Origin of the sequence: Acidipropionibacterium jensenii (assembly GCF_005890135.1) — a bacterium.
GTDB lineage: Bacteria > Actinomycetota > Actinomycetes > Propionibacteriales > Propionibacteriaceae > Acidipropionibacterium > Acidipropionibacterium jensenii.
On record NZ_CP040635.1, the window covers coordinates 2948401 to 2970810 of the forward strand.

Annotated in this window: 19 protein-coding genes, 2 tRNA genes and 2 pseudogenes; 2 read left to right on the plus strand and 21 right to left on the minus strand. The window is 66.1% G+C overall.

The window, feature by feature from the left end:
• Positions 1 to 177 precede the first annotated feature (177 nt).
• From FEZ32_RS13185 to FEZ32_RS13220, 8 genes are all read right to left on the minus strand, one after another.
• Positions 178 to 1227, minus strand: a complete 1050-nt coding sequence (locus FEZ32_RS13185) for an EcsC family protein (RefSeq protein ID WP_138680774.1) — start codon at positions 1225 to 1227, stop codon at positions 178 to 180.
• Positions 1228 to 1298: 71 nt separating this feature from the next.
• Positions 1299 to 2558, minus strand: coding sequence for an IS256 family transposase (locus tag FEZ32_RS13190; protein WP_138680606.1), 1260 nt, complete (start codon positions 2556 to 2558; stop codon positions 1299 to 1301).
• A gap of 301 nt (positions 2559 to 2859) precedes the next feature.
• On the minus strand, positions 2860 to 3693 hold the full coding sequence (locus tag FEZ32_RS13195) for a toll/interleukin-1 receptor domain-containing protein (protein ID WP_175415797.1): 834 nt from the start codon (positions 3691 to 3693) through the stop codon (positions 2860 to 2862).
• Entirely contained in the window at positions 3690 to 6632 is a 2943-nt protein-coding gene (locus FEZ32_RS13200; RefSeq protein WP_138680776.1) for a type I restriction endonuclease subunit R, read from the minus strand. Before FEZ32_RS13200 ends, FEZ32_RS13195 begins: the two co-directional genes overlap by 4 nt.
• The gene (locus FEZ32_RS13205) at positions 6629 to 7699 is read right to left on the minus strand and encodes an ImmA/IrrE family metallo-endopeptidase (protein WP_138680777.1); all 1071 of its coding nucleotides are present in this window, start codon (positions 7697 to 7699) and stop codon (positions 6629 to 6631) included. The genes FEZ32_RS13200 and FEZ32_RS13205 overlap by 4 nt, the downstream gene beginning before the upstream one ends.
• An 11-nt stretch (positions 7700 to 7710) precedes the next feature.
• Positions 7711 to 8004, minus strand: coding sequence for a type II toxin-antitoxin system RelE/ParE family toxin (locus tag FEZ32_RS13210; protein ID WP_138680778.1), 294 nt, complete (start codon positions 8002 to 8004; stop codon positions 7711 to 7713).
• A 51-nt stretch (positions 8005 to 8055) separates the two neighbouring features.
• The gene (locus FEZ32_RS13215) at positions 8056 to 9411 is read right to left on the minus strand and encodes a restriction endonuclease subunit S domain-containing protein (RefSeq protein ID WP_138680779.1); all 1356 of its coding nucleotides are present in this window, start codon (positions 9409 to 9411) and stop codon (positions 8056 to 8058) included.
• Positions 9411 to 11381 (minus strand): type I restriction-modification system subunit M, encoded by a 1971-nt coding sequence (locus FEZ32_RS13220; RefSeq protein ID WP_138680780.1) that lies wholly within the window; start codon positions 11379 to 11381, stop codon positions 9411 to 9413. The genes FEZ32_RS13215 and FEZ32_RS13220 overlap by 1 nt, the downstream gene beginning before the upstream one ends.
• A 229-nt stretch (positions 11382 to 11610) precedes the next feature.
• Here FEZ32_RS13220 and FEZ32_RS13225 point away from each other — a divergent pair, with 229 nt between their 5' ends.
• Positions 11611 to 12207 carry a TetR/AcrR family transcriptional regulator gene (locus tag FEZ32_RS13225; protein WP_175415798.1) on the plus strand — a complete coding sequence of 199 codons (597 nt, stop codon included), beginning with the start codon at positions 11611 to 11613 and terminating at the stop codon, positions 12205 to 12207.
• A gap of 433 nt (positions 12208 to 12640) precedes the next feature.
• Positions 12641 to 13660: pseudogene (locus FEZ32_RS14245) on the plus strand (recombinase family protein); the annotation flags it as partial.
• 243 nt (positions 13661 to 13903) lie between these two features.
• Here FEZ32_RS14245 and FEZ32_RS13705 read toward each other — a convergent pair.
• The 13 genes and pseudogenes from FEZ32_RS13705 to rplU form a co-directional block, all read right to left on the minus strand.
• A complete protein-coding gene (locus FEZ32_RS13705; protein ID WP_217496602.1) occupies positions 13904 to 14278 on the minus strand; it encodes a hypothetical protein in 375 nt (124 codons plus the stop codon).
• A tRNA-Ala gene (locus tag FEZ32_RS13235) sits at positions 14268 to 14343 on the minus strand. Before FEZ32_RS13235 ends, FEZ32_RS13705 begins: the two co-directional genes overlap by 11 nt.
• A 42-nt stretch (positions 14344 to 14385) precedes the next feature.
• A tRNA-Ala gene (locus tag FEZ32_RS13240) sits at positions 14386 to 14458 on the minus strand.
• A 91-nt stretch (positions 14459 to 14549) separates the two neighbouring features.
• Positions 14550 to 15197, minus strand: a complete 648-nt coding sequence (locus FEZ32_RS13245) for a histidine phosphatase family protein (protein ID WP_138680782.1) — start codon at positions 15195 to 15197, stop codon at positions 14550 to 14552.
• Positions 15194 to 15577: a ribosome silencing factor gene (gene rsfS, locus FEZ32_RS13250; protein WP_028703064.1), complete on the minus strand. Its 384-nt coding sequence runs from the start codon at positions 15575 to 15577 to the stop codon at positions 15194 to 15196. Before rsfS ends, FEZ32_RS13245 begins: the two co-directional genes overlap by 4 nt.
• Positions 15574 to 16236: a nicotinate-nucleotide adenylyltransferase gene (gene nadD / locus FEZ32_RS13255; RefSeq protein WP_138680783.1), complete on the minus strand. Its 663-nt coding sequence runs from the start codon at positions 16234 to 16236 to the stop codon at positions 15574 to 15576. Before nadD ends, rsfS begins: the two co-directional genes overlap by 4 nt.
• A gap of 16 nt (positions 16237 to 16252) precedes the next feature.
• Positions 16253 to 16375: a hypothetical protein gene (locus FEZ32_RS14110; protein ID WP_268919831.1), complete on the minus strand. Its 123-nt coding sequence runs from the start codon at positions 16373 to 16375 to the stop codon at positions 16253 to 16255.
• Between the two features lie 9 nt (positions 16376 to 16384).
• Positions 16385 to 17629 (minus strand): glutamate-5-semialdehyde dehydrogenase, encoded by a 1245-nt coding sequence (locus FEZ32_RS13260; RefSeq protein ID WP_138680784.1) that lies wholly within the window; start codon positions 17627 to 17629, stop codon positions 16385 to 16387.
• 150 nt (positions 17630 to 17779) lie between these two features.
• Positions 17780 to 18910 (minus strand): annotated as a pseudogene (gene proB / locus FEZ32_RS13265) (glutamate 5-kinase); the annotation flags it as partial.
• The gene (obgE, locus tag FEZ32_RS13270; RefSeq protein WP_138680785.1) at positions 18900 to 20426 is read right to left on the minus strand and encodes a GTPase ObgE; all 1527 of its coding nucleotides are present in this window, start codon (positions 20424 to 20426) and stop codon (positions 18900 to 18902) included. The pseudogene proB and the gene obgE, both read right to left, overlap by 11 nt.
• A 63-nt stretch (positions 20427 to 20489) precedes the next feature.
• The gene (locus FEZ32_RS13275) at positions 20490 to 21488 is read right to left on the minus strand and encodes a hypothetical protein (RefSeq protein ID WP_138680786.1); all 999 of its coding nucleotides are present in this window, start codon (positions 21486 to 21488) and stop codon (positions 20490 to 20492) included.
• Between the two features lie 301 nt (positions 21489 to 21789).
• Positions 21790 to 22059, minus strand: coding sequence for a 50S ribosomal protein L27 (rpmA, locus tag FEZ32_RS13280; RefSeq protein WP_028703068.1), 270 nt, complete (start codon positions 22057 to 22059; stop codon positions 21790 to 21792).
• A 12-nt stretch (positions 22060 to 22071) separates the two neighbouring features.
• Positions 22072 to 22380: a 50S ribosomal protein L21 gene (gene rplU, locus FEZ32_RS13285; protein ID WP_028703069.1), complete on the minus strand. Its 309-nt coding sequence runs from the start codon at positions 22378 to 22380 to the stop codon at positions 22072 to 22074.
• Positions 22381 to 22410: the final 30 nt, after the last annotated feature.

Here is a 22410-nt window from a genome sequence, read left to right on the forward strand (position 1 = left end):
GTAAGCGTGAACGCGCTGGCTCGCCAGTTCAGAGTGCACCGGAGCACGATATGGGCAAAGACGCGGCCAAGGTGAAGACGGCTGGTCGTCATGGGCGACCTGACCTTGGCCCACGATCGATCCAGACGACGACCCCAATCGGGGGGGATTGCGGCCCGCCAGTAGGCATGTGGTACCTCAGCCTTCCTGGGGCTCCCGCGGGTCATGCCCGCCAGCATCAGCGAGTTCGTCAAGCACGCTGAATGCCTGGTCAGCGTCCTCGGCTACGTCTCCTTCGATGTCAGACAACCAAGCCGAGGACTCCTCGGTCCGGAGTTGCGGGTACTTCTCGATCAGCAAACGCCGACGGTACGCGACATCTGCGGCGTCGACAATGGACTCCAGCGTGGTCCAGTTGAGGGCACCACCTACTACAATCCCGATTGCGGGGATGGCCTTCCCGAGGCCCTTCTTAGTGAGGCGGAAGCTGAAAACTTTCGCGACCTGCTGCGAGACCTTTGAGATGACTGACTCGTTGAGGGCTGTCCAGGTCTTGCCGCGTACGAGAGCCTGAGTGAGGCGGGAGACATCGGCCATCGCCGCGGTCTTCGCGGTCGCGGACATCGCGGTTCCGGCGTTGACGACGGACAAGATGAAGAGCTTCTCGGCAGGATCTTCGGGGTCATACCCGTAATTCAGGGCGACTTGACCGACGACGCGCGAGGAGAGTCCAAGCACGATCGTGGCATCGCCAGCGAATGCGCCGACGATCGCGCCGCCTGAAGGCGCTGCCGCAACGCCCGCTGATGGCATGACGACCAACTCGCTACCTGAGATCACAAAACCAGCGCCAGCACCGGACAGCGCAGCGAGCGCCGGATAGTACCAACTCGCTCCCAGCCCGCGCACCTCGTCGATTTGCTCAAGATCCAGTCGGCGAACGTCAGCCAGCTTAGACACCTCGTGGCCACGCTTCTTGTGTCGATCTACAACTCTCCTCGGCGAGAGACCCGCTCGCGAGATACGCGTGAGTGACCGCTTGGTCGCCTCAATTCCCTCGCCGCTCCAGTCGGGGAGGGCGCTTGCAGCCGTGCGGAACCCGGCGCCGATGGCCTTGGCTCCTTTGGCGGCTACCTCTTTGCCCCGCGAGACAGCCGACTGGGCTTTGGGGTGGCTGTCGAGGAACTTGTCGGCGTTGTCGACGAGCGCCGCGAACCCGTCAGCCGCCTTGTCGCCAGCCCATCGCATCCCTTGGGACAGCGGCCGTCGGTCAAGTCCCTGGTAGTGGTGTATCCGTTTCGTGATCTTTCGATACGGGGTCAGGCTGCCAGTTCGGATGGGATGGGGTCTGCTCCTTCCAGGTGCGTCTGGTCCGGGCCGTCGGGGTTGTGAGTGCCTCGTGAGCGTTCCAGGACCTCCAGGCCCAGGTAGCGCCGGCCCTCGGCCCACTCATCGGTCTGCTCGGCCAGCACGGCCCCGACGAGCCGGATGACGGCCTCCCTGTTGGGAAAGATCCCCACGGCATCGGTACGCCGCCGGATCTCCTTGTTCAGCCGCTCCTGAGGATTGTTCGACCAGATCTGGCGCCACACGTCGACCGGGAAACTCGTGAACGCCAACAGATCGGCCCGCGCGGCGTCCAGATGGGCATGGACCTGGGGAAGCTTGGCCTCCACATAGTCCAGCAGCCGGTCGAACTGGGCGTCGACGGCGGCCGCGGAGGGCTGGTCGTAGACCGAGTGGAGCATGGCCTTGACCGCCGGCCACAGGCTCTTGGGGCACACGCTCATCAGATTGGCCGCGTAGTGGGTCCTGCACCGCTGCCAGGCAGCCCCGGGCAGGTTCGCCGCGATCGCCTCCCTCAGCCCGGCATGGGCATCCGAGGTGACCAGCCGCACCCCGGACAGGCCCCGGGCCACCAGATCGGCGAAGAACGTGTTCCAGGCCGGCCCGGTCTCAGCGGTGGCGACCTGGAGGCCCAGGACCTCCCGGTGGCCGTCCGCGTTGACCCCGGTGGCAGTCAGCACGACCGCGTTGATGACCCGTCCGGCCTCCCGGACCTTCATCGTCAGGGCGTCAGCGGCCACGAACGTGAACGGGCCCGCCTCGCCCAGAGGCCTGTGGCGGAAGGCCTCGACCTGGGCGTCGAGGTCGGCGGCCATCCTGGAGACCTGGGACTTCGACAGGGAGTCGATACCCAGGCTCTTGACGAGCTTGTCCATCCGGCGGGTGGAGACCCCGGCCAGGTAGGCGTCGGCGACCACGGTGATCATCGCCGACTCGGCGCGCTTGCGCCGCTCCAGCAGCCACTCGGGGAAGTAGCTGCCCTGGCGGAGCTTGGGGATCGCCACGTCCACCGTGCCGACCCGGGTGTCCAGGTCGCGGTGACGGTAGCCGTTGCGCTGGACGAGGCGGTCGGGGTCGGGGCGGCCGTACTCCGCGCCGGCGACCTGGTCGGCGTCGGCTGACAGGAGCATGTTGATCATCGTCTGCAGCAGTGAGCGCAGCAGGTCCGGGGAGGCCTGGCCCAGGGCTTGGTCCAGGACCCGCGTCGGGTCGACAATATGAGGAGCGGTCATCGTGGTTGTTCCTTTCGAGTGAGAAGTAGAGAGCTTTCTCGAAGGATCACACGGTGACCGCGCTGCCGTCCACCACGAAGTCGCGGAGGCCGACGGGTTGGTCACCAGCGGGTTACACCACCATAAGGGGCACTACTCGGCCGTCCCTTGAACCGCTGGATGGCTTCCCATGCTTCGAGTTCGTACTCCGAGGGTCCCATGGCCTCCAGCGTAGTGGTCGGGACCAACACGAATCAGGGACCGGGCGGACTCCGCGGTGAGTCAGATCCTCGCTCTCATGGAAGGTCTGGGAGAAGAGGCGCTACTGAGTGTCCTCTGCGACGGCTTCTGCGATGACTCCAGCAATTTCCGAGACCGTCATCGTCGCCGAGTTGAGGGCAAGGAGTCCTGCGAGTAGCGGCGAGTGAGCGGCCACCTCGTCCTTGGTCACACGGTGCCACACTGGGAGGATCATGCTGCGACTGCTATCAATCTTCTTCGTGAAGAGGGCGTCCAACTCTGCCTGTGTCCATTGCTTCGCGAAGAAGCTCGGGGAGAGTATCACTACGCCGAACCTAGCACCCTCAATACCCTTCTCAATCTCCTGTCGGATGCTGTGGCCAACTTTGATCTTGAGTTCATCGAACCAGACGGTGAGCCCGCGGTCTTCCAGAGCCTCACGCAGTGGTCGAGCAATCTCGTCCTTGTCTTCGCTGGCGTGTGAAAGGAAAATATCTGTGAGTTCCGGGCTGACCCTTGGTTGCCATACGACCGGAGCTTGCGCGCGAGAGAATGACCCGAATTGAGAGCTTGCCGTGGCCGACGCTTTGCGAATTGCGTTCAGAGACCGCTCTGATTCGGTACGCTGTTCCTTCTCGTATCGGGTTTGAAGGTCGGCCACCTTCTTCTCGACGTCGGCGAGCTTCTTCTCAGCGTCCGCTCGCTTGCGCTCGGCAGTGTTTGCTGCATTGGTCGCAGTCTCCGCCTCGCGCAGCTTCGAACGAATAGTCGCGTCCGATCGACTACGTGAGGCCGCTGACTGAGCATCCGCAGCCTTCTTCCGCTTGTCAGCGACGGTCTTGGAGTGTCCGCTGATGTCCTTGCGGAGACTTACAGCTTGCTCTCGATAGCGCTTGAGTTCGCTCGCCGTACTCATGCGCTCCTCCTGTAGGTCGCATTGAACACTGCGTCGGCGAGCCATCGTTTGAAGCTCTCGTTGTCTTGGAACTCCTTGAAGAGCTGGGTGTCGTCGGCGATGAGGCGCAGCATGACCTGACCGAGCGCGCGATCACTTTCGACGCGCGCATTGACCGGGTCGTTGTTGGCTTGGGCGTTCTTGTAGGCCTCGTCTTCGGAGACGAGGCGAGGGATCTCTTCGGTGATGAACCGCTCGACACGGTCGGAGTCGTTCCATTCGATGTTGCCGAAGTGGGCGTTGAAGCTCTTCACGATCTCTGAGAGCCGTTCCAAGTCTGGATCGACCGGACTGCCGCCTCCAGCAGCGGGAACGGGGGCGATCAGGCCGTCCTCGTCGTCGAGCACGATGCGCATGGAGGCGAGTTTCTCCGCTCGGTAGGACTCGAGGTCGACGTTCTCCAGAATCCCTGTGGAGAGGTCTTCTTCTTTCGGTGCGGGGAGCTTCGGGACGAGGTGGTCGAGGAAGATGGAGTGCTTCTCCCAATCCGCACTGCCGTAGGGCAGCACGGTGGACAGGAAGTTGTAGGTCCGCAGGAATGCCTTCGCGTCACCCTTGAACTTGACCTGGTCGTCTTCCTCGGGCAACTCGACGTATTCGGCGACGCATTCGTCGAGCAGTGGGTCGAGTCGGTCGCGTGACTCGCCTCGCAGGTACCGTGCGACGAACTCATCGACATGCTCGAGCGTGTAGACGCCGAAATCGTCGAGATCATGGACGAGGTCGTGAAGCTTGTTCGCGTCCGTGGCTTCAGCCAGCACCGTGGTGCGGTAGTACGGAGCGAAGGCACGTTGGATGTCGTCAGCGGTGTTCGCGAAGTCGAGCACGAAGGTCTCGTGTTTGGCCGGGTGCGCACGGTTGAGACGGGAGAGCGTCTGCACGGCGAGCACGCCCGACAGGGTCTTGTCTACATACATCGTGTGCAGCAGGGGCTCGTCGTACCCGGTTTGGAACTTGTTGGCAACCACGAGAATCCGGTACGGATCCGTCCTGATCTGCTCGGCGATTGCGCGGGACGGGAGCCCGTTCAGGCTCGCCTCAGTGACCTGGATGCCCTTGTCGTCGTGCTCACCAGAGAACGCCACGATCGCCTTGTACGGGCTCTTCCGGGCAGCCAGCGCCGCCTCCACGGCATGGAAGTACTCGATGCACCGGGCGATGGACGAGGTGACGATCATCGCCCGGGCCTGCCCTCCGATCTTCTGCTTGGCGAGGACCTGGCTGAGGAAGTGGTCGACCATGATGTCGGCCTTCTGTGCGATCGCGTGCTCGTTCCCTTCGACGTAGGCACGCAGCTTCTTCGAGGCTCGCCTAGCGTCGAACTCAGGATCGTCCTCGACGGTCTTCATGAGCTTGTAGTAGCTGCCGACCGGGGTGTAGTTGGCCAGCACATCGACGATGAAGCCCTCCTGGATGGCCTGCTTCATCGTGTAGGAGTGGAACGGTCGGTACCCAGTGGTGCCGTCAGGGTTCGCGACGGGCTCCCCGAACATCTCCAGCGTCTTGTTCTTCGGGGTCGCGGTGAACGCAAAGTAGCTCACGTTGGGCAGCAGCTTCTTGGATTCGATGATCCTGTTGATCTGATCCTCGACGCTCTCCTCCTCATCGCCGTTCTCCCCACCGCCGAGTGCACGGGAGATCGCCGCCGACGTCTTCGAGCCTTGAGAGGAGTGGGCTTCATCGATCACGATCGCGAAGCGGCGCCCTTGGTGCTCTGTGCCGATGTCGTCGAGGATGTAGGGGAACTTCTGGACCGTGGTGACGATGATCTTCTTGCCAGCCGTGATCGCCCGGCGCAGGTCACCGGAACGGTCCGCGTGCACCAGGGTTGACCCGACTTGGAGGAACGCCTTGATGGTTTGGGACAGTTGATCGTCGAGGATGATCCGGTCTGTCACGACGATGATCGAGTCGAACGCGACGCGCCCGTGATGGGTGGTCTCGGTCAGCTGGTGCACGAGCCACGCGATCGAGTTGGACTTGCCGCTACCCGCCGAGTGCTGGATGAGATACTTTCGGCCCGCCCCGTTCTTCGTCACATCGGCGAGCAGGCACCGCACTGCGTCGAGCTGATGGTAGCGGGGGAAGATCGCCTTCTTCGTCTTCTTGCCCGTGGTGGGGTTCTTCTCAGTGAGGATCTGGGCATAGTTCTCGATGATCCCGGCGAGACTCTCGGGGGCCAGAATCCTCCGCCACAGGTAGTCCGTCATGACCCCGTCAGGGTTGGGAGGGTTGCCCGCGCCATCGTCGTATCCCTGGTCAAACGGCAGGAACCACGACGCGGCGCCCTTCAACTGGGTACAGAACTTCACCCGCTGGTCATCGACTGCGAAGTGCGCGAGCGTACGCCCGAAGGCGAACAGCAGCTCCTTCGGGTCGCGGTCCCGCTGGTACTGCTGCACGGCATCATCGACAGTCTGCTTCGTGATGTTGTTCTTCAGCTCGAACGTGAACACGGGGATGCCATTCACGAACGCCACAAGATCCACGGCATCGCCGCGGTTGCTCGGACTGTGATGCACCTGCCGGGTGATCACGAAGCGGTTAGCCGCAAACAGCTTCGCGGCCCTCGCGTTACCTGCGCTCGGTTGCGGGTAGTAGAGGTCCACGTGCTGGCCGAGGTGATCCACACCGCCCCGAAGGATGTCCACCACCCCACGCTTCGTGATCTCACCCTGCAAGCGGGCCAAGAACCTGTGACGGGCAGGCGTCTGATCACCCAACGACAACGCCTTCGCGACGCGGGGCTGGGTCGCCTCGACGAACGTCGTCAGATGTTCGAGATCGAGAGCATAGGCCGGATCGAAATCGGGCGGGCGGCCTTCGCTCCAGCCTCCTTCCACCATCTGAGTAACGATGAGCGCTTCGAGGCTGGCCTCGTCGAGGCGTGGGGCGATCATTGCGCCGCCTTCGTGTCGTCCCACACCAGCCTCACGCGGAGCTTTTGGCCCCACGCGAAGTCTTGCGTGGCTCGCTGCGCCTGGCCGAGGACGATGCTCGGAGCGATGCCAAGTTCTGCGGCAAGGTCACGCACAGCAGCGATGTTCCGGCCGCTCGGCAGCCGGTCCTGGTAGGGCTCAGGGATCAGGGTCGATGACGCGAACTCATCGGCTTCGGCTTCCGCTCGGTCGCCTGCCCCTTGCAGGAAGACCGTCTTCTGGCCGTGCAGCAGCACATGTCCCAGTTCGTGGAAGAGCGTGAACCACAGCTGGTCATCGGTCTTTCCGCGAACGGAGAGCTGGACCACAGGGTGCCCGGAAATCCAGCGGGTCGCGCCGTGCACGCCAAAACCTGGAATCGGTGGGATCAAACAGAGCGCGACTCCCACGCCCCGGAGCATGGCCGTCACTTCACCGAGCGCCTCGACCGGGTTCGGACGCGCTGTCAGCGCCCGCAACTGCGGGATCAGCGCTTCAAGGGCAGACCGCTCGTACTCGCCCAGGTTCTCCACCTCGGCTTCGTGCTCTCCCAGGGCGAGCCACGTCGCCCGCTCGTAGACCTTGTCCGTGGCAAGCCCGATCTTGCGGTAGGCCACCTTCGGACGCACCCACGTCGCAGCAAAGGCGTCGAGATCTGCGATCCCGAAAAGACTCAACAGGTCACGAACCGTCCCCGCCTTGTCACGCGCCGGGGCTGAGATGTACCTCCACTTACGCAGATACGCCAGCGGGAACAACTTCGCCTGCGGGTACTGGGCGGCGAGCCGATCAGCCTCCGCTAGGCGAGCCATGTCCTCCCGGTAGCCCGCCTCGAACCGGTTCCAGATCCGGGCGGGGATCCCCGTGACACGCTCCAAGCCCAGCGCGACAGTGGCAGACAACGGGGCCTTCCCAGAGAGCAGCTCCGACACATGCTTGGGCGTCACGTCGAGGCGACGGGCCAGCTCGGCCGCGTTGATTCCCTGGTCGTCCAGCCACTCCTGGATGTGGTCCCCGGGAGAGACGGCGTAGTCGGGAAGGGTCGTCATGTCAGCTCCTCTCAGTGATAGTCGACGATCTCGCGGACAAGAACGATGGTGATGACGGTGCGGTCAGGCTCGATGATGAGCCGCCAGTTGGCGGTCAGTCTGCCTGACCACTGCCCTGCACGATCACCCTTCAGCTCCTCCCACTTGCCACCGAAGAACAGCAGATCAGCGAGCTCTTCGGCACGACGAAGCTCGTCAAGGCGCAGCCGCAAAGCCTTCGCCCGCTGCGCACCCAGCTTGCGCTGCATGTAGCGCTGCTCGGTGCACTGGCGCTCCAACTCGCGGTCCGCGTACCTCAGCTCCATAGCGTTACCTAAATCGTAACACTCGCGAGGTGGATGCGGTAGGCCTCCGCGTCATTCATCGTCGCCCTCCACAGTGTCGCCGAGCTCCTCATCGAGCATGGGAACGTCCTCCCCCAGAGCCTCAACAGCCGCCTCGGGAGCGTCAGGCATGGTGGCAGCGATCGCGCGGACGTCGACCTGACCCGTCACCACGTCAGCGACCAACCGCGTGCGGAACTCTTGGAGCAGCGCGATCTCCGATTGCATCTTGTCGATCACCTCGTTTGCACCACTGTTGGCGTTTTCAATCTTGCTCACGAGCTGGCGCTGAACCTCGATATCAGGCACAGCCACGCGCATCCAGCAAATGTCATCCATATTGAAATGCCCGACGGTAGACCCCTGTGTGGCGAGGGAGATACGACGTCGGGGCAGTCCCGCGTAGACCTGATAGACCAAGAACTGAGGATCCATGATCTCTCTTCTGACCTTCATCAAGACCGTGCGCTGGCCAAGAGCTACTCGCCGCCCATCAGGGATGACAGCTGCCTCACCCACGGGAGCCTCTCGGGTGAAGATCACGTCGCCCGCTTCAGGGACCGCGCGACTAGTCCATACCTCGTACGATGCAGCGTCGGTGGTGTAAGCGCCCGACCAGACAATCTCCCCCGACTTCACGGACGACGTGCGGAGCAGCCAGTACGGCTCCCCTTCTACGAACGGTGCGGTCTTGTGCTCGCAGTCCACAAGCTGCGACAGCACATGGCGAACCTCTCGGGCGCCTTCGTCGAGTTGGCCCAGGATCACGTCAGCGATGGCCTTCTTCTCTTCTTCGAGGAGGGCGATGAGGCGGCGCTTGGCTGCAATGGCCTTGTTGATGCGGGCGTTCGCATGGGCGAGGTACTTGACGATCGCCGCCTGCTCCGTTGCAGGGGGTATTAGGAGGGGCGCATCAAGCCACCTCTCGTCCGTCATCTGCAAACGGGACTTCCAAACGCCCTGCGAGCGTACTTGCAGCTCCCACTGGAACGGCTGCGAGCGGACTAGCTGGTGAAGGTAAGCGGGTTCCAGTGCACGCTGACGTTGCCGGTAGACACCATAGGCTGTGCTCACTATCCCGTGGTTCGTTGCGACGCCTAAGCCACGACCCCAAGCCCACAGGCTGTTGATCACGAGGTCGTCTGGCCAACAGAGCTTGTGGCCCACATAGCTTGCCGCTTGAAACATGGTGACGTTGGCGGATGATCGAGGAACTACTCCGCGACCTGACGAAACGGTGAGCAATTCCTCCTCGCCCGTACTCGAGCGGATATCCACGGCGTACATGATCGTCTTCGCCCGCTGGATCTTCCAATGACTAGGAACGACCTTTGCCCAAGCAAGCGCTGTGTCACGAGTAGATGCATACGACTTCAAGTCGGTGAACATCAGTCTTCACCTGCGATTTCGGCCATAAGGTTGTCGGTTTCGGCGGTGAGGGCGCGGATGTCGGCCTGGATTTCGGCGAGGGTGCGCATGGGTGTGGGCTTGTAGAAGTGGCGGGTGAAGGAGATTTCGTAGCCGATCTTCGTCTTGGATTGGTCGATCCAGGCGTCCGGGGCGTAGGGCAGCACTTCGCGGCGGAAGAATGCTTCGATCCCGTCCGCGTGCTCGCCTGCGGGTTCGATGAGTGGCACCTGCTCGGTGTCGCGTAGTTCGGTGTCGGGCTCGTATTCGACGACGCGTGTGCGTCCGTCGATGGTGGCCTCGTAGCGTCCGTGGAGGGGGTCGGGCTTCGCGGCGTAGGGCAGCACCTTCTTGATGACCGGTGGGGCGGACTCGTCGCGGATGCCGTCTTCTTTGAGTTTCTTGATCTCGGCCGTCTTGTAGACCCGGTGCGGGTCGATTCCGGCGATGCGCAGTGGACGTTCGACGACGATCTTCGAGTAGCCGAAGTCCACCCCGTCGAAGACCTTAGAGTGGTCCGGGTCGTCTGCCTGGTCGAAGGCCTTGAGCGTGGCGAGTACCCGATCGGCGTCGGCACTGCTGATCTCGACGCCCTTCTCTCCCAGGTTCTTCCGCAGCGGGGTGAACCAACTGGTGGCGTCGATCAGCTGGACCTTGCCGCGGCGGCGTTCCTCTTTGCGGTTGGTAATCACCCACACGTAGGTCGCGATGCCGGTGTTGTAGAACATCTTCAGGGGCAGAGCGATGATCACCTCCAGCCAGTCGTTCTCGATGATCCACCGGCGGAAGTTGCTCTCGCCCTGCCCTGCGTCGCCAGTGAACAGCGATGAGCCGTTGTGCACTGAGGCGATGCGAGAACCAAGCTCGGTGCCTTGCTTCATCTTGGAGATGAGGTTGGCCAGGAACATGAGCTGGCCGTCGCTGGACCGGGTGACCAGCGAGTACTCCGCGTCGCCATCGTGGGTGACGACGAACCGCGGGTCAATGACATGGGTCTTTCCTCCGAGGCGTTCCAGGTCGGTCTTCCAGCTCTTGCCGTAGGGCGGGTTGGAGAGCATGAAGTCGAACTCCTGGCCAGCGAACGCATCGTTGGACAAAGTCGACCACTCGGGGCCACCCACGAGGTTGTCCGCCGCCTGGCCGTCGCCCTTGAGGATGAGGTCGGCCTTCGCGATGGCGTAGGTCTCGGCGTTGATCTCCTGCCCATACAGGTACGTGGAGATCTGCTTGCCCAACGGCTCCGTGAGCTGCTTGAGGGTCTCCTCAGCGACGGTGAGCATGCCGCCGGTGCCCATCGCCCCGTCGTAGAGGCGGTACGTGCCTGAGGGAATCCTGTCAGCGATCGGCTCGAACATGAGGCGTGTCATCAACCGCACCGCGTCGCGTGGCGTCCAGTGCTCGCCCGCTTCCTCGTTGTTGTCCTCGTTGAACCGGCGCACCAACTCCTCGAACACAGTGCCCATGCCGTGGTTGTCCAAGCCCGTCGGGGAAAGGTCGAGGTCGGGCGAGCAGAACTTCTCAATGAGTGCCCCCAGCGCATCTGCTTTGGTGAGCTTGGGAAGTTGGTGACGAAGGTCGAAGTTCTCGATGATCTCCTGCACGTTCGGTGAGAAGCCGTCGAGATATGCCTCGAAGTTCTGGCGCAGCCGAGTCTTGTTGGCCGCGTTGCGCAGGTCTTTGAAGGTAAAACCTGACGTGTTGTAAAACGCCTGCTTCGCCGCGTCGCGCAGCGGCGCGTCCTGATCGACGATACCGGCGTCGTCGAGGAGCCTCTTCATCTCCATCACCGCGTCCCGGGTGGGTTCCAGGACGGCATCCAGGCGCCGCAGCACGGTGAACGGCAGGATCACGTCGCGGTACTTACCGCGCACATACAGGTCGCGTAGCACGTCGTCGGCGATGCCCCAGATCAGCGAGACGATCCTGGCGTGATTGATGGAATCGTGCGGCAATGCGTGTCCTTCGTCTCGTGCGGCAGCTGACAGAATGAGGAGAAGCGCGCAGGTACCGGTATGCGGATGGCGCCGGTACCGACGGTGTCGCTTCCCCAACAAGGAGGGTACGCGTCACCACCGACATTCCCCGTGCATGCCCAGCTCAGGATGGGGGCTGTCACGCCTCTTGCAGATCGAGGATCATACTACCCTGTATGGAACTCGGGATGGTGGATCGGAGGCGTGGATGACATCGCAGCGACGCAGGACCGGCAGGCCCGCGCACGGCTCGCGCGGGAAACTCGTGGCCGCCGCGTGCGAGCTGTTCGCGGAGCGCGGGTTTACAGCGACCAGCCCCACGATGGTGCTGGATCGGTCTGGTGTGGGCCATGGAAGCCTGTACCACTACTTCGACGGCAAGGAAGCCCTGGCGCTGGCTGCGATCGAGCAGATGCGCGCCGACCTGATGGCCAAGCTCGGGCTTGAGAATAGCGAGGACCGAGATTGCGAGGCCGACGCCGAGAATTCGGGAACGACGGGCATCGACGCGATCCTCGACGTCTACTTCGGTCGAACAGAGGGGCGTGCGCTGCTGCACCTGCTCACCGACCCCACTATCGGCGAGAGCCCGACGCTGTCCCAGCAAGTTCGGGCGTGGTGCGACGATCTGCGCGCCGCCATCGAAGCCTCCATCACCGGCGACAGCGCGGAAGGCTCGACGGACGACGTCTCGTCGGGCAGGCTCCCCGAGGTTGCCGACCCGCATCTGGCCGCCGCACTGGGACGCGGACTACTCGCCATGCCGCACAAGGTAGACCTGTTGCACCCGGCTGATCCCAGGTAGTCTGTCCGTACCGACAATTCCATACCGATAGGTACGCTCCTTGATCTGCAAGAGGCGTGGCACCTTGGCACGGTGGTCTTTACGGACTTCGTTCGTCTCAGCGCCGACGGATTTTGCGGCACCGGGTTTGCGGCGTGGGAGCCGGTGCGCACCTACCTGTCATGAACCGTGACGTGAGGAACCTACGATTGAGGGTCTGGCGGCGAGACGAGCCGGACCTACACTGGCTGGTCGACCTGATGCTCAACGTCGCCCAAGCGCGGCACCGCGCCTGGCTGGCCGGGGAGCCGGATCCCTATGGCCTTCCGATACCAAACGGCCTCGACTGGCCGGTCTCGTGTGGCATCGACGGTTCCGCAAAGTTTGCGGGACCGTCACCCAGACCAGAGGACCACGCTGAATCCGCACCCTGACGGCGAGAGGAGCACCCGCCATGGAACCCACATCCGACGACACACCGGCAGAGCCGGAGTTGCTGGCGGTGTCCTACCTGCGGGTCTCCACACGCGAGCAGGCCGAGCGCGGCGGCACCGAGGAAGGCTTCTCCATCCCCGCCCAACGCGAAGCCAACCAACGGAAGGCCGCCGACCTGGGTGCCCGAATCGTCCGCGAGTTCGTGGATGCGGGCGAGTCCGCGCGCTCTGCCGATCGGCCAGCACTCCAGGAGATGCTCGCGTTCATCGCCGCAACGCGGGTGCAGGTCTGCCTGGTGCACAAGGTCGACCGGCTGGCCCGCAATCGCCTCGACGACGTCCACATCCAGCAAGCCCTCCTGGAGGCAGGCGTTACCCTCGTCTCCGCGACCGAGTCGATCGACGAGACCCCGTCAGGGATGCTGGTCCACGGCATCATGTCGAGCATTGCGGAGTTCTACAGCCGCAACCTCGCTACCGAGGTCACCAAGCGCATGACGCAGAAGGTCGCCCAGGGCGGTACCCCCATGCGAGCCCCCATCGGCTACCTCAATGTCCGCCGCACCGACGACCAAGGCCGGGAAGTCCGAACCGTCGAGGTCGACCCCGAGCGCGCGCCACTGATTCGGTGGGCATTCGAGACCTACGCGCACGGTGAGACCTCCGTCGTCCAGTTGCTCCGCGACCTCACCGCCCGCGGACTCTTGACGGTTCCCTCGCCGAATCGCCCCTCCAAACCGCTCGGCCGGAACACGCTGTACAAGCTGCTAACCAACCCTTACTACGCCGGGATCATCCGCTACAAAGGCGCACTCCACTCCGGAGCCCACGAGCCCCTCATCGAACCGGCCCTGTTCGACCAGGTGCAATCCCTCCTCAAAGCCCGCAACACCCACGCGACGCGGCACGTGCAGCACGCCCACCACCTCAAAGGCCTGCTCTACTGCGGGAACTGCGGGTCACGAATGCTGCTCGACTACGCCACCAACCCACGCGGCACCACCTACGCCTACTTCGTCTGCTCCGGACGCGCTGCAAAGAAGACCACCTGCACGCGGCGTGCCGTCCCCGTCCAAGTCGCCGAGCGCCTCGTCGAAGACTCCTACGCCAACATCACCATCAGCGAAGCCGACTACCAACACCTCGCCGCCGAAATCAACGCCGCCTTCGACCAACGCTCCGCCGGGCGCGACCAAGAACTCGCCGACCTCACCGCGAACCGGGCACGCCTGGAAGCAGAGAGCGACAAGCTGCTGGCCGCACACTTCGCCGACGCCATCGACCTACCAACATTGAAGCGCCACCAGGATCGTATCCGCGCCGGACTCGCCGACATCGACCAGCGCCTCGCCACCCACACCGAGCAATACGCGGGAGGCCGCGCATTCCTCCACGACTCCCTCAGCCTGCTCACCGACGCCCACCGCATGTACGCCCACTCCGACGACGCCAACCGACGCCTCGCGTGCCAAGCCTTCTACGAACGCCTGGAGATCACCGACGACGAACACCTCCGCCCGCACCTGGCCGAACCCTTCGCCACCCTCATCGGCAACGACACCAGCACCGGCGCACCAGAGCACCCCGGAAACGCCAAACGGGCACACCCCACACCTTCTGATGTCGAGTGTTCCCGTAACGACCTTCTGGTGGAGCATAGGGGATTCGAACCCCTGACCTCTTCCATGCCATGGAAGCGCGCTACCAACTGCGCCAATGCCCCAGATTCAGACCTTCCGGTCCGTCTGGCTGATCTTCGTCAGAGTGGAGCATAGGGGATTCGAACCCCTGACCTCTTCCATGCCATGGAAGCGCGCTACCAACTGCGCCAATGCCCCGAGAACCGCCATTTCATGCCGTCCCCGCGCCGCCATCCTTGCTCCGGCGACCGGAGAAACTATAGAGGATCTCCAGTCGCGGTGCCAACTCTCAGTCCCCTGCCACCTGGCAGTTGTAGGCCCGCAACCGCCACGGCGTGGCCAGTCCGCGGGCCCGGGACTCCTCGTTGCTGAACCGGTCCAGCAGGGTCCACGAGCAGTTCGACAGCCCGCCCAGCCCCCGCGACGCCGAGTAGTCGCCGCCCAGCAGCCGGCAGATCCCGGTCCGCAGCGCGAACCCGTGGCTCACCACCACCACCGTCTGGCCCGGATGATGGGCGGCGATCCCCTCCATGGCGCCGGCGATCCGGTCCATCACCTCGGACCCGGTCTCTCCCCCGGGCCTGCGGAAGTCCTTTCCGACCTCCCTGGCGGCCACCAGGTTCGGTGCCTCGCGACGCAGGTCGGCGACCCGCAGTCCTCCCCAGCGTCCGACGTCGATCTCCATCAGACGGTCATCGGGCACCGGGTCGATGCCGCACGCCCGACCGATCCTCCGGGCGGTCTGGCGGGCCCTGGTCAGCGGCGAGCAGACGATGATGTCGGGATCCATCCCGGCGATCACCGGGGCCACCGCCTCGGCCTGCCGCACCCCCCGCTCCGCCAGCGGGATGTCCATCCGGCCCTGCAGCCGGTTCTGCGCGTTGTACTCGGTACGCCCGTGTCGTACCAGGATGAACCGTGTCAGCGCATCGCTCACCGGGCAGCCTCGTCGGAGACCGCCGGAAGCTTGAGGTCGACCTCCGGGCAGTCCTTCCACAGCCTCTCCAGGGAGTAGGTCTGGCGCACCTCGGGCTGCTGCACGTGGACGATGATGTCGTTGTAGTCCAGCAGCACCCAGCGGTTCTCCCGCTCCCCCTCGCGGCGCACCACCTTCGCGCCGGCCTCGCGGGCCGCCTCGTCGACGGCGTCGACGACCGCCCCGACCTGACGCTCATTGCCGGCGGTGATGATGAGGAAGATGTCGGTGAGGGCGAGGTTCTCCGAGACGTCCAGGGCGAGGATTTCGGTGCCCTTCTTGTCGGCTGCCGCGCGGGCGGCGGTCCTCGCCAGTTCGATGGCCTGTTCCGTTGCGCTCAATGGTCCTCCGGATGGTCGGGTTGTCCGTACAACCCACGTTTGTTGATGTACTGCACGATGCCGTCGGGCACCAGGTACCAGATCGGCAGGCCGGTGTAGACCCGCCTGCGGCAGTCGGTCGAGGAGATCGCCATCGCCGGCACCTCGAGCAGGGTCACCTTGTCGGCCGGCAGGTGGGAGATGTCCTTCCTGCCGAACGGTACCCCGGGCCGCGATACCCCCACGAAGTGCGCGAGGTCGAAGAGCTCCTCGGCCCCCCGCCAGGTGAGGATGTGCGACAGGGCGTCGGCGCCGGTGATGAAGAACAGGTCGACGTCGGCGCCCCTCTCACGCCGCAGGTCCTTGAGGGTGTCGACGGTGTAGGTGTCCCCCAGCCGGTCGATGTCGACCCGGGAGACCGAGAAGGAGGGGTTCGAGGCGGTCGCGATGACCGTCATGAGGTACCGGTCCTCGGCCAGGGAGACGTTGCGGCCCTTCTTCTGCCAGGGCACCCCGGTCGGCACGAAGACGACCTCGTCGAGGCCGAACCGCGAGGCCACCTCGGAGGCGGCCACCAGGTGTCCGTGGTGAATCGGGTCGAAGGTGCCACCCATCACACCCAGTCGGTAGCGGCGACCGTCATGGGCGCGCGCAAGTCCAAGTTCCACGCTGTTGCTCATCCAGAATCTGCAATCCTCAGCTGTGCGGACGAGCCTTGCCGATCCCGCGCACCGCGAGAAGGGCCCCGAACAGAACGACCAGGACGACGACGGCGACGACCCAGGTGGGGGTACCCGCCAGAAGGGGGACAATGCTCATGGCCACACCCTATCCGAGACGCGTCTGACCGCTGCCGTTCAGACGGTAGGTGGTCGAGGTCATCTCCGCCAGACCCATCGGTCCGCGGGCATGGGTCTTCTGGGTCGAGATCCCGATCTCGGCGCCGAAACCGAACTCGGAGCCGTCGACGAACCGGCTCGAGCAGTTCACCAGCACCGCGGCGGCGTCCACCGAGTCCTGGAAGGTCCGGGCGGCCGCCAGGCTGTCGGTGACGATCGTCTCGGAGTGCCCCGAGCCGAACTGCCGGATGTGGGCGATCGCCGCGTCCAGATCGTCGACGACCCTCATCGCCAGGTCCAGCGACAGGTACTCGGCCTCGTACTCGTGCTCACCGGCGGGCACCACCCGGTCGTCCAGGGCCTTCGACCGCTCGTCGCCGTGCACCCTCACCCCCGCCCCGGCGAGCGCTCCCACCAGCCGCGGCACGGCCTCGGCCGCGATCTCGGAGTGCACCAGGACGGTCTCCAGGGCGTTGCAGACGCTGGGCCGCTGGGTCTTGGCGTTGAGGATGATCTTCTCGGCCATCGCCAGGTCGGCGTCGGCGTCCACCACCAGATGGCAGTTGCCGGTGCCGGTCTCGATGACGGGCACCGAGGACCCGGTGACCACCGCGTTGATCAGCCCCGCCCCGCCGCGCGGGATGAGCAGGTCCACCAGCCCGCGAGCGTGCATCATCTCGTCGGTGATGTCATGGCCCCCCTCGACGAGGTTGACGGCGTCGACCGGCAGGCCTGCGTCGGCCAGCCCGGCGCGCAGCGCGCCGATCACCGCCCGGTTGGACTCCAGGGCCGAGGAGGACCCCCGCAGCAGCGAGGCATTGCCCGACTTGAGGCAGATCCCGGCCGCATCGGCGGTGACATTGGGGCGGGCCTCGTAGATGATGCCGATCACCCCGATCGGCACCCGCACCTGCTCGATCCGCACCCCCTGGGGGGTGGTCCAGCCGCGCACCACCTCGCCCACCGGGTCGGCCAGTCCGGCCAGCGACTCCAGGCCGGCAGCCATCGACTCGACCCGCTCCTCGCTGAGCGCCAGCCGGTCCTGGAGGCCCTCGGCCATCCCGGCGGCGCGGCCGCGGTCCAGGTCGGCACGGTTGGCCTCCAGCACCTCCCCGGTCGCCGACCTCAACCGGTCGGCCATCACACGCAGAGCCTCATCCTTGGCGGCGCGATCGAGGCGGCGCAGCAGCGTCGCCGAGACCTTGGCGGCACGCGCCTGGTCCTGAAAAGTCATGGCGCCATGCTACGTGCTGGCCGCACGCCCCGCTCAGCTGCGGGATCGGTCGGCCGCCGGGGCGGTCTGCCCTGCGGCCCGCTCGCCGGCCGGGGCGGGCTGTCCCACCGGCCCCTCCCCCGTCGCGGCGGGCTTCTTGTCGGCGCTGGGGCGGCGTCTGCGGGTCAGCACCAGGGCGTCGCGGTGGATCACCTCGCGGCTGGCCCCCTGTCCCATCTCGCGGGCCAGCCAGGCGCTGGAGCGGCCGCGCATCTCGCGGACCTCGTCGTGGGAGTAGGAGACGATGCCGCGCCCCTCGGTGCGCCCGTCCGGGCCGATCACCAGCACCGGGTCACCGGCCTGGAAGTCCCCGTGCACCTCGGTGACCCCCACCGCCAGCAGGGAGGCCTTCCGGTCGCGCAGGGCGTGCACCGCCCCGACGTCGATCCGGATCTCCCCCTGGGGTGCGGCGGCGTCCGCCAGCCACAGCAGTTTTCGCGGCCGGCGGCGCGTGGAGGGGACGAAGTAGGTGCCGACGTCCTGGCCGGTGATGGCCGCCAGGGCGTCTCCCGAGTCGGCCAGCACCACCGGGATGCCCGAGGCGGTGGCGATCCGGGCGGCCTCCAGCTTGGTGGTCATCCCGCCGGTGCCGACCCGCGAGCCGGACCGGGAGGTGTCGACGTCCAGGGCCTCGACGTCGTCGACCCGCTGGATCCGCCGGGCCGAGGGGTCGGAGGGGTGGGCGGTGTACAGCGCGTCGACGTCGGAGAGCAGCACCAGGGCCTGGGCGCGGATGAGCTCGGAGACCAGCGCCGCCAGCCGGTCGTTGTCGCCGATGTGGATCTCGCCGGTGGCCACCGTGTCGTTCTCGTTGATCACCGGGATCACCCCCAGGGCGAGCAGTTTGCCCAGGGTGGACCAGGCGTTGCGGTAGCTCTTGGGCCGCACCAGGTCCTCGACGGTGAGCAGCACCTGGCCGGTGGTCACCTTGTGGCGGGCGAAGTCCTCCTCGTAGCGGTGCAGCAGGATCCCCTGGCCGACCGAGGCGGCCGCCTGGCGGCCGGCCAGGTCGCGGGGCCGGCGAGCCATCCCCAGGGCTGGGAAGCCGGCGGCGATCGCCCCCGAGCTCACCAGCACCACCTGCCGGCCGCGATCCCGGGCGGCCGCCAGCACCTCCACCAGGGCGTCGACCTTGGAGACGTCGATCCCCCCGCCGGGCAGGGTGAGGGAGGAGGAACCGACCTTCACCACGACCCGGACGGCGGAGGCGACGTCGGGACGGTGGGCCTGCTCAGAACTCATCGGTCTGCTCGCCGGCCTGCTCCTCGGCCAACCGCGCCCGCCAGGACCGTCCCTCGGGGTCGCGGCCGACGACACCGTAGGCGTCCCGGGCCTCGTGGTACTCGCGGTCCTCCTCGCGGCGACGGGTCGCCGAGGGCCGCTCGTGGTCGAGGCGCTGGTCCTCACCGCGCCGCGACAGCAGCTCGGCGCCGGACTGCACCTGGGGTGCGAACTCGAAGATGACGGCGTCCTGGCCGCCGACCGCCACCGAGTCCCCGGCCTGGGCGCCCATCGCCAGCAGCTCGTCCTCGACCCCCAGCCGGTTGAGACGGTCGGACAGGTAGCCCACCGCCTCCTGGTTGGAGAAGTTGGTCTGGGCCACCCAGCGGGTCGGCTTCTCCCCCTTGACCCGCCACAGGAAGCCTCCCTCGCCGTCGCCCTGCCGGGCGATGGTGAAGTCCTTGCCGCCGGTGTCCACCGGGTTGGGCCGGATGACGATCCGGGCCGCCTCGGGCTCGGGGGCCTCCTTGCGGGTGTGCGCCACGATCTCGGCCATCGCGAACTTCAACGCGTTGAGTCCCTCGCCGGACTTCGCCGAGACCTCGAAGACCGGCAGTCCGCGCGCCTCGATGTCGGGGCGCACCATCTCGGCCAGTTCCGCGCCGTCGGGCACGTCGACCTTGTTGAGGACCACCATCCGGGGCCGGTCCTCCAGGCCGCCGTGGGCCTTCAGCTCGCCCTCGATGACGTCCAGATCGGTCACCGGGTCGCGTCCGGGCTCGTAGGTGGCGCAGTCGATGACGTGGACCAGGGCGCGACAGCGCTCGATGTGGCGCAGGAAGTCGAAGCCGAGTCCCTTGCCCTGGGAGGCGCCGGGGATCAGCCCGGGGACGTCGGCGACGGTGTAGGTGGTGTCCCCGGCCACCACGACGCCCAGATTGGGCACCAGGGTGGTGAAGGGGTAGTCGGCGATCTTGGGCCGGGCCCGCGAGATCGCGGCGATCAGGCTGGACTTGCCGGCCGAGGGGAACCCGACCAGACCGATGTCGGCGACCACCTTGAGCTCCAGGGTGATCTTGCGCTCCTCGCCGGCCTCCCCCAGCAGGGCGAATCCGGGGGCCTTGCGGGCCGAGCTGGCCAGTGCCGTGTTGCCCAGACCGCCGCGGCCGCCGGCGGCCGCGATGACCTCGGCGCCGGCCCCGGTGAGATCGGCCAGCACCTCGCCGGACTCGGCATCGCTCACCACGGTGCCGTCGGGCACCGCGAGCACGATGTCGTCGCCGTTGGCGCCGTTCTGGTCGTCCCCCTTGCCCGCCTGGCCGCTGGTCGCCTTGCGGACCGACAGCCGGTGGAAGTCGACGAGGGTGGTGAGCTGGGGGTCGACGCGCAGGATCACGGACCCGCCACGGCCGCCGTTGCCGCCGTCGGGGCCGCCCAGCGGCTTGAACTTCTCGCGGCGGACCGAGGCGCAGCCATCGCCTCCCTTGCCGGCTACTGCGAGCAGAGTCGCGCGGTCGACGAACGACGGGATGGCCATCCGGTTCCTCCTGGCTACGGGTGCGGTGAGGCCCACCCTACTGGTCCCGGGGAAGTCGGCGGGTCACCTGACCGCGGCCCGCCAGGCCTCCTTGAGGTAGGGCCAGGCCTGGTCCCACATCTCGCGGGCCCGGTATCCCGAGGAGGTGATGTTGATGAGCTGCTGGGAGACCGACCCGCCCATCTCATTGGTCAGGATGATGGCACCGATCACTCCGGTGCCCAGGGTCACCGCCAGGGCGACGCCGACGGTGCGCAGGAAGACCCCTCCCCGACCTCGGCGCGCCGCAGGGGCGGAGCGGTCGGAGCGATCGGATCGAGCGGTGGTCCCGGCGCCGGTCCCCCGACTGCGGTCGCGGGTCAGCAGCTTGGCGAAGACGGCGCCGGCGATCGCGATGACGATGCTCGTCATGGCGCTGCCGAAGGCGGTTCCCCCGATCCCGAGGGTCGAGGTGACCAGGGTGGCCAGGGCCGACGCGCCGGCACCGGCGATCACCTCATGGCCGCGCAGACCCAGCCCGCGGGACCGGGCGCGGACCACCTCGACGTCCTTGCGCACCTGTCCCAGGCCGTCTCCGAGCGGACCGGCGGGAGAGGGTGCCGGGGTGCCCGCAGCGGTTGCGGCAGGCGACGCCCCGGCACGGGCGGTCTCGGCAACACGGGTTGTCGCGGCGGCACGGGTGCTCGCCGTGGGACCGGCGGGCGCTGTGCCGGGAGCACCGGCCGTCAGCGAGGCGACGGGGAGACCCGGTTCCAGCTCGAGCTCGAGTTCGCTGCCCGGCGTGCCGTCGGGCCGGCGCGAGGCGGACGGGGACTCCGGGCGGTAGAGGCCCAGCGGGTCGTCCTCGACGGACCTGTCGGTCCCCCGATGATCGGCTCCCTCGGCCGCGGAGTGGTCGGTGGCACGAGCGCTGCGATGACGGACCGGGCGTCTCACCCGCACGGCATGGTCGCGGCCTCCGGGGAAGCCGGTCCCCCACCCCGCGGGAAGGGTGACGTGGCTGCTGCGCGTCGCTGGTGCCGGACTGTCGGAACGCGTGGCCGATGTCTTCTGGTCTCGCACGTCTGCCTCTCTCCTGTCCCATCCGTGTCGGCCGGTACTGGCTGCTGTTGCGCCTTGTGGGAACGCTGTTGTCGAGCTCCGTTCCGGAGCCTGCGCTGTGTGCTGTGCTGGTACCTGCCATGACGAAGGGCCGACCATCATCACTCGGTCACGACGCTAGGCCACCGTGTCAGCTATCTCAACCTGGCTATGTCATCTCATACCGGGGTCGTACCGGAACCACATGAAAGCCGGAACCACATGACAGAAGGACCCCCTCCGCAGGGAGGGGGTCCTTCAACGTCGGTGAGGAGGTCTGCGCTCAGGCCTGAGCGGGCTCCTCGACCGGAACGACGTCGATCACGCGGCGGCCGCGACGGCTGCCGAAGGCGACGTTGCCGGCGCGCAGCGCGAACAGTGTGTCATCCTTGCCGCGGCCGACCCCCTTGCCGGGGTGGAAGTGGGTGCCGCGCTGACGGATGATGATCTCGCCGGCGTTGACCAGCTGACCGCCGAACCGCTTGACGCCCAGACGCTGAGCGTTGGAGTCGCGGCCGTTGCGGGACGAGGATGCGCCCTTCTTGTGTGCCATGTCTGCCTACCTTCAGCCCTTGATCCCGGTGACCTTGACCTGGGTGTACTTCTGACGGTGCCCCTGGCGCTTCTTGTAACCGGTCTTGTTCTTGAACTTGAGGATCCTGATCTTCGGACCCTTGGCCTCACCCAGCACCTCGGCGGTCACCGAGACATTGGCGAGGGCATCCTTCTGTGAGGTGACAGACTCGCCGTCCACCAGCAGAAGGGGAGTCAGCTCAATGCTGCTGCCCACCTCGTCGGTGACCTTGTCGATCTCGACGACGTCACCCACTGCCACCTTGTGCTGGCGGCCGCCACTACGCACGATCGCGTACACGCCTGACCTACTCTCGTTCGATGTCTTCTC